Origin of the sequence: Microbacterium sp. (assembly GCF_035687345.1) — a bacterium.
Classification (GTDB): domain Bacteria; phylum Actinomycetota; class Actinomycetes; order Actinomycetales; family Microbacteriaceae; genus Microbacterium.
This window is the reverse complement of record NZ_DASRXZ010000067.1, coordinates 1-6,959: the sequence shown is the minus strand read 5'-3', so window position 1 is coordinate 6,959 and position 6,959 is coordinate 1. Positions and strand designations below refer to the sequence as shown.

6 protein-coding genes are annotated in these 6,959 nt (G+C 71.8%); 2 read left to right on the top strand and 4 right to left on the bottom strand.

From position 1 onward, the window contains the following. The coding region (locus VFF97_RS07970; RefSeq protein WP_325032960.1) for an aminotransferase class V-fold PLP-dependent enzyme at positions 1–606 on the bottom strand (606 nt) is incomplete at its 3' end. An 88-nt stretch (positions 607–694) separates the two neighbouring features. On the opposite strand from VFF97_RS07970, the gene VFF97_RS07965 reads away from it, so the two are divergent. Continuing rightward, entirely contained in the window at positions 695–1,759 is a 1,065-nt protein-coding gene (locus VFF97_RS07965) for a VanZ family protein (RefSeq protein ID WP_325032959.1), read from the top strand. A 210-nt stretch (positions 1,760–1,969) separates the two neighbouring features. Here VFF97_RS07965 and VFF97_RS07960 read toward each other — a convergent pair whose 3' ends face one another. The 3 genes from VFF97_RS07960 to VFF97_RS07950 all read right to left on the bottom strand — a co-directional run bounded on the left by VFF97_RS07960 (position 1,970) and on the right by VFF97_RS07950 (position 6,111). After that, positions 1,970–3,214 carry an amidohydrolase gene (locus VFF97_RS07960; RefSeq protein ID WP_325032958.1) on the bottom strand — a complete coding sequence of 415 codons (1,245 nt, stop codon included), beginning with the start codon at positions 3,212–3,214 and terminating at the stop codon, positions 1,970–1,972. Between the two features lie 120 nt (positions 3,215–3,334). Continuing rightward, positions 3,335–4,366, bottom strand: a complete 1,032-nt coding sequence (locus VFF97_RS07955) for a LacI family DNA-binding transcriptional regulator (protein ID WP_325032957.1) — start codon at positions 4,364–4,366, stop codon at positions 3,335–3,337. 53 nt (positions 4,367–4,419) lie between these two features. Next, positions 4,420–6,111 carry a glycoside hydrolase family 13 protein gene (locus VFF97_RS07950; protein ID WP_325032956.1) on the bottom strand — a complete coding sequence of 564 codons (1,692 nt, stop codon included), beginning with the start codon at positions 6,109–6,111 and terminating at the stop codon, positions 4,420–4,422. Positions 6,112–6,367: 256 nt separating this feature from the next. On the opposite strand from VFF97_RS07950, the gene VFF97_RS07945 reads away from it, so the two are divergent. Next, on the top strand, positions 6,368–6,889 hold the full coding sequence (locus tag VFF97_RS07945; RefSeq protein ID WP_325032955.1) for an adenine phosphoribosyltransferase: 522 nt from the start codon (positions 6,368–6,370) through the stop codon (positions 6,887–6,889). Positions 6,890–6,959 lie beyond the last annotated feature (70 nt).

Genomic DNA, 6,959 nt, shown 5'->3' with positions numbered 1-6,959 from the left:
GAGGGAGACGAGCTCGGCGACGGGGTTCACGATGCCGAGCACGTTCGACACGTGCGGGAAGGCGACGACGCGCGTGCGGTCCGAGATGACGGATGCCGCGGCATCCGTGTCGATCGTCCCGTCGTCGCGCACCGGGATGTGCTTCAGCGTCGCGCCGGTGCGCGCGGCGAGCTCCTGCCACGGGATGAGGTTCGCGTGGTGCTCGGACTCGGTGATGACGAGCTCATCGCCGGGGGCGAGGGCGAAACGCGCGCTCGCGGGAGCACCGCGGCCCGCCGTCGCATTGCCGATCGCGTACGCGACGAGGTTGATGCCGGCGGTTGCGCCGCTCGTCCATACGAGCTGCTCGGGACGGGCGCCGACGAATCCGGCGACGGTCGCGCGAGCGTCTTCGAAGAGCTCGGTCGCTTCGGCCGCCATCGTGTGCGCACCGCGGTGCACGGCGGAGTTCGCGCGCGTGAGGAAGTCGACCTCGGCGTCGATCACCGCGCGCGGCTTCTGGCTCGTCGCCGCGGAGTCGAGGTAGACGAGGGGTCGCCCGTCGACGGTCTGGTCGAGCAGGGGGAAGTCGGCGCGCACGGAGGCGGCGTCGAGCGTCGAGGTCACCGTTCCAGGCTACGCCGGGGCGCGGCATCCGGCGCCGCCGCGTCCCGGCGGCGTGCACTCGCGGTGGGCTCCCTGCGAGACTCGTGGCGTGGACGACCGCGTGCTCGCAATCATCGCGATCCTGCTGGGGGTGCTGATCGGCGTCGTGCTGCTCGTGCCGTTCGTCGCTCTCAGCTACCGGCGCCGCGGCGGACTGACCGTGGGACGCGCCGCGCTGTGGTTCGCGGGGCTCGTCTACTTCTGCGCGATCTGGACGTACACGCTGCTGCCCCTCCCCGATCCGGACACCATCCGGTGCGCGGGAGTCAACCTCGACCTCCTCGCTTTCGTCGACGACATCCGGGGTGCGGTCCGTCCCTCGGGCGTCGCGTTCAGCGACCCCGCGCTCCTCCAGCTGCTGCTGAACGTGGTGCTGTTCATACCGCTCGGGTTCTTCGTGCGGGTGCTCGGCGGGCGCGGCATCGTCGCGGCGGGGCTCATCGGGATCGGTGTCTCGGCGTTCATCGAGACGACCCAGCTCACCGGCGTGTGGGGCCTCTACCCGTGCGCGTACCGCGTGTTCGACGTCGACGACCTTCTGACGAACACGGTCGGCGCCCTCATCGGATCCGTCGTCGGACTCGTCGTGCCGAAGAGTCGGCGCGGCGTCACGCGCCTGCCCGACGCCGAGCTGCCGCGACCCGTGACGCGCCGTCGCCGGCTGCTCGGCATGCTGTGCGACCTCGTCGGCGCGACCATGACGTCGTGGGCGACCGCGGTGATCGTGCAGTCGGCGCTCTACGTGCTCGGCGCACACGAGGAGGTCGCGGAGGGGACGGCAGCGGCCGTCGTCGGCGACGTGACGGCGATCGTGATCTGGTTCCTCGTCGTCATGACGACAGGCCGGTCGGTGGGCGACCTCGCCGTGCTCCTCCGCTTCGAGGGCACCACGTACCCCGTGTGGCTCGCGCGCGTGCTCCGCTTCGCGGCAGGGATCGGCGGATACCTCATCCTCGTCGCGCTCCCGGGCGCGTGGGGCCTCGTGGGCGGGATCTTCGCCGCGCTCTCGCTCGCGCTCATGCTCACGACCGACGACCGCCGCGGCCTCCCGGGGATCGTGTCGGGGCAGAAGCTCGTCGACGCGCGCGTGCGCGAGCTCCTGCAGTACGGGTGACCGTCGCCCCCGGTCGCTGAGCGTGTCGAAGCGTCCCTCCGGTCGCTGAGCCCGCCGAGGCGTCGCCCGGTCGCTGAGCGTGTCGAAGCGTCCCTCCGGTCGCTGAGCGAGCCGCGGCCTCGGCCCGGTCGCTGAGCGTGTCGAAGCGTCCCTCCGGTCGCTGAGCGAGCCGCACGCGAGACGAAGCGCCCGCCCCGCGGCATCCGCCCCTTACTCCGCCTCGACCGACCCGCTTCCGCGCGCCCCCAGGAACTCGCGCGCCGCGACGACCAGGGCGTCGACACCGACCTCGATCGTCGGGTGCAGGACGGGCGCGAAGAAGGGCGAGTGGTTCGTCGGGATCGCGCTCTCGAGCGTGCCGGAGGCCTTCGCCTCGGCGAACCTCTCGGGGTCGATGCCGCCCCAGAACCAGTACACGAGCGGCACGCCGGCCTCGCGCGCGAACCACGACACGTCCTCGCTGCCGGTGAACATGCCGGGATCGACGACCGTCCCCGCGCCGAACGCCGAGTTGAACGCATGCGTGAGCCGGGTCGTCGCGACGGGGTCGTTGATCGTCGGAGGGAGCGTGTGGTCGGTCACGATGGTGGGCGAGACGTCGGCTCCGGATGCCGCGGCCTCCGCGCGCACGATCCGCTCGACCTTCTCGAGCACGCGCTCGCGCGCCGCGTCGTCCGGGTAGCGCAAGCTCAGCTCGAGCGTCGCCTCGGCGGGGATGATGTTGTTCTTCAGGCCCGCGTGGATCGAGCCGACGGTGACGACGGCGACGTCGCGCGGGTCGATCTCGCGCGACACGATCGTCTGCAGCCGCATGACGGTCGCCGCCGCCATCACGACGGGGTCGATCGTCGAGTGCGGACGCGATCCGTGCCCGCCGCGGCCGAAGAGCGTGACGGTGAGCCCGTCGGAGGCGGCCATCTGCGTGCCGGGGCGCACGCCGATCGTGCCGGCCGGGAGCGGCGTGAGGTGCTGCCCGAGGACGATGTCGGGCTTCGGAAACCGGTCGAGCACGCCGTCGGCGATCATCGCCTGGGCGCCGGCGCCGTGCTCCTCGGCGGGTTGGAACACGGTGACGATCGTCCCCACCCATTCGTCCTTCGTCGCGACGAGGCGCTCGAGCGCGCCGAGCATCGCGGTCACGTGCATGTCGTGCCCGCATGCGTGCATCACGGGGACGTCCATGCCCGCAGGATCGATGCCGCGCGCAGTGCTCGCGTACTCGAGGCCGGTGCGCTCCTCGACGGGGAGGGCGTCCATGTCGGCGCGCAGCCACACGACCGGCCCATCGCCATTGCGGATGACCGCGGCGACACCGGTCTTGCCGATGCCCTCCTCGAACTCGATGCCGAGGTCGGTGAGGTGCTGGGCGACGATCCCCGCGGTGCGCGTCTCCTGGAACGAGAGCTCCGGATGCCGGTGCAGGTCGATGTACAGCGCCTCGAGGTCGATCGTCATGCGGACGAGCCTAGCCGGGAGGCTCTTCCCGGCGCCGAGTGCACGACTTGTCGCCGAGCGCACGGCTTGAAGGCGTCGCGAAGTCGTGCACTCGACGCGAGGTCGTGCACTCGCGCGCCCTCAGCGTCCGGGTGCGTCCGCGAGCCGCGCCGTCGAGCCGCGCACGATGAGCTCGAACGGCAGCTGACCGGGCTCGTGCGTCGGGGGCGCCTCGCCCTTCGTCTCGAGCGCCTCGAGGATCGCCTCGGCCGCCCGCTCCCCCTGCCCGAGCGGGAACTGGTCGATCGTCGTGAGGCGGAAGAACTCGCCGAGCTCGTGCCCGTCGATGCCGATGATCGACAGGTCTTCGGGCACGCGGTAGCCGAGCTCGCGTGCGGCGAGGAGGGCGCCGATGGCCATCTCATCGGATGCGGCGAAGATCGCCGTCGGGCGCTCGCCGGGTCGCCCGAGCAGCTGCTTCGCCGCACGGAACCCGCCCTCGATCGTGAAGTCGGCGGGCTCGTACAGTGCGGGGTGCGCGGGGATGCCGGCATCCGCCAGCGCCTGCTCGAACCCCTGGCGCCGACGTGTCGGGATGTGGAAGTCGATGTCGAACTCGGGGCTCGCGCCGATGTGCGCGATGTCGCGGTGTCCGAGCGCGATGAGGTGCTCGGTCGCGAGCCGTGCGACGGCGATGTCGTCGACCGTGAGGGTCGTCAGGCGCGGGTTCGGGCCGCCGATCGCGATCACCGGCAGGTCGAGCTCGCGCAGGCGCTCGGTCTCGTCGTCGCCGAGCTCGATCGAGATCGCCACGACGCCGTCGACACGCTGCCGCCGCAGGAACGTCTCGAAGATCACGCGCCGCTGCTCGCGGTCGGCCGTCAGGCTGTACAGCGTGATGTCGTAGCCCTGGCGCATGAGCGTGTTCGCGATGCCGCTCAGCACCGTGGAGAAGAACCAGCGGTCGAGGAACGGCACGAGCACGCCGATGTTGCGCGTGCGTCCGGACGCGAGGCTCGACGCCGACGACGAGACGACGTAGCCGAGGCTCTTGGCCGCCGACTCCACACGCGCGCGGGTGGCCGGCGACACCTGGCCGCGGCCGCTCAGGGCGCGCGAGACGGTCGCGGTCGACACACCCGCCAGGCGGGCGACCTCATCGATGCTGACCATGCGCGCTCCTTCGCGGCGTTCCCCAGACGGCCGGCTGGGTCGATCTTGCCGGATCAACCCTCCGCGAGCCACACCGCCGTGTCGGTCGGCAGCAGGTTCCCCTCGAAGGGACCGCTCGCGACGACGACGGTGCCCGCGGGCAGCTCGACGGGCTTCTCACCGAAGTTCACGAGCACGGTGATGTCGCCGTTGCGGAACGCGACCACCTCGGGGTCGGACTCGATCCACTCGAGCGTGCCGGCGCCGAGGCCGTGCTCCCGGCGCGCGGCGAGCAGGCTCTTGTAGAGCTCGAGCGTCGAACCCTCGACGCCGTTCTGCGCATCGCGCGCGAGCGTCGCCCACTCGGCCGGCTGCGGCAGCCACGAGGCGCCGGTCGCGCTGAAGCCGTAGGCGGGGGCATCCGCGGTCCACGGGATCGGCACGCGGCATCCGTCACGGCCGTAGCGCTCGCCGTTCGTGCGGAACCACGTCGGGTCCTGTCGCGCCTCACCCGGGATGTCGATGACCTCGGGAAGGCCGAGTTCCTCGCCCTGGTACAGGTACGACGAGCCGGGCAGCGCGAGCATGAGGGTGGTCGCGGCGCGGGCGCGGCGCAGACCGACCTCGGGGATCGGCTTGCCGGGCGAGTCGGGCCCGATGCCGTGGCCCTGAGGGTTCTCGGCGGTGAGCGCGAGGCGCGACGCGTGGCGCACGACGTCGTGGTTCGAGAGCACCCACGTGCTCGGCGCGCCCACGGCTGCGTACGCCGCGAGCGACTCGTCGATCACGCGGCGGAGCGCCTGGGCGTCCCACTTGGTCTCGAGGTAATTGAAGTTGAACGCCTGGTGCATCTCGTCGGGGCGCACCCACAGCGCGGTCTTCTCGGCGGTCGGCAGCCATGCCTCGGCGCACAGAGCGCGGTCGCCGTCGTACTCGGCGACGAGGCGGTGCCAGTCGCGGTAGATCTCGTGCACGCCCTCCTGGCCCCAGTACGGCACGTCGGCCTCTTCGCCGCCCATCGCGTCGGCGTTCTCGGGGTGGTGGTAGTCGGGCAGTCCCTCGGCCTTCACGAGCCCGTGCGCGACGTCGACGCGGAAGCCGTCGACTCCACGGTCGAGCCAGAAGCGCAGGATGCGGCGGAACTCCTCGCGCACTTCTTCGTTCGTCCAGTCGAAGTCGGGCTGCGACGGATCGAACAGGTGCAGGTACCACTGCCCCGGAGTGCCGTCGGGCTCGGTCACGCGCGTCCACGCGGGGCCGCCGAACACGGACTCCCAGTTGTTCGGGGGCAGCTCGCCGTTCTCGCCCTTGCCGTCGCGGAACATGTACCGCGCGCGCTCGCGGCTGCCCGGGGCGGACTTGAGCGCCTGCTGGAACCACTCGTGCTGGTCGGACGAGTGGTTGGGGACGAGGTCGACGATGACGCGGATGCCGCGGGCGTGCGCCTGCGCGAGCATCTCGTCGAAGTCGTCGAGGGTGCCGAACAGCGGGTCGACGTCGCAGTAGTCGGAGACGTCGTACCCCGCGTCCTTCTGCGGAGAGCGCTGGAATGGGCTCAGCCAGATCGCGTCGACGCCCAGGTCGCGCAGGTCGTCGAGGTGGGCGGTGATGCCCGCGAGGTCGCCGATGCCGTCGCCCGAGAGGTCGGCGAACGAGCGCGGGTAGATCTGGTAGATGACGGCCGTGCGCCACCACTCGGAGCCCGGAAGAGCCGGCAGCTGCGCCGCGTCGGGCCGGGTCGTGGCATCCGTATTCGTCGAAGTCATGCGGTACACGATACTGCAAGCGCTTACATTCTCGGACTCCGGGTTCACGCCCCCTCACCCCACCCCTCGCCGCCCCCTCACCCCACCCCTCGCCGGAATCAGGACATCTGGCCGGTGCAGGAGACTTCGGCCGGGATGGTCCTGAGTGCGCCAGATGTCCTGATCCGGGCAGGCGGCGGGCGGCGTCGGGGCGCGACAGCGCCGGCGAGCCGGAGTCGGGCGGGCCGCATCCACGCCGCGCGACTATCGTGGGCGCGTGCCTTCCGCCGAATCGCTCGCGCGCGCCGAGTCGCTCATCCGTACGATCCCCGACTACCCGGAACCGGGAGTGCTCTTCCGCGACATCACGCCGCTGCTCGCCGACCGCGATGCGCTGCGCGCGACGATCGACGCGATGCTCGAGCCGTTCGAGGGGCGGTTCGACGTCGTCGCGGGCATCGAAGCGCGAGGGTTCATCCTCGCGGGAGCGGCCGCGGTCGCCGCCGGAGTGGGGCTCGTGCCGATCCGCAAGGCGGGCAAGCTGCCGCGGCCCGCGGCATCCGTCTCGTACGAGCTCGAGTACGGCACCGCGACGATCGAGTGCCACGACGACATCGCGCCGGGCACGCGCGTGCTCCTCATCGACGACGTCCTCGCGACCGGCGGCACGCTCGTCGCGGCGCACGAGCTCGTCGCGCGACTCGGGGCCGAGGCCGTCGGCACGACGGTGCTCATGGAGCTGGAGGCGCTCGGGGGTCGCGCGCTCGTCGGGGACGTGCACGCCGTCTTCACGGCCTGACGCCGTCGGGGCTCGGCGCTCGGCGCGGAGCGCTCCTCAGCCGCCGATCACGACGTTGAGCGGGGGCTCG

Excerpts from the sequence above, each read along its gene's own strand:
- VFF97_RS07960 (WP_325032958.1), bottom strand. The coding sequence starts at position 3,214 with ATGACGATCGACCTCGAGGCGCTGTACATCGACCTGCACCGGCATCCG.
- VFF97_RS07955 (WP_325032957.1), bottom strand. The coding sequence starts at position 4,366 with ATGGTCAGCATCGATGAGGTCGCCCGCCTGGCGGGTGTGTCGACCGCG.
- VFF97_RS07950 (WP_325032956.1), bottom strand. The coding sequence starts at position 6,111 with ATGACTTCGACGAATACGGATGCCACGACCCGGCCCGACGCGGCGCAG.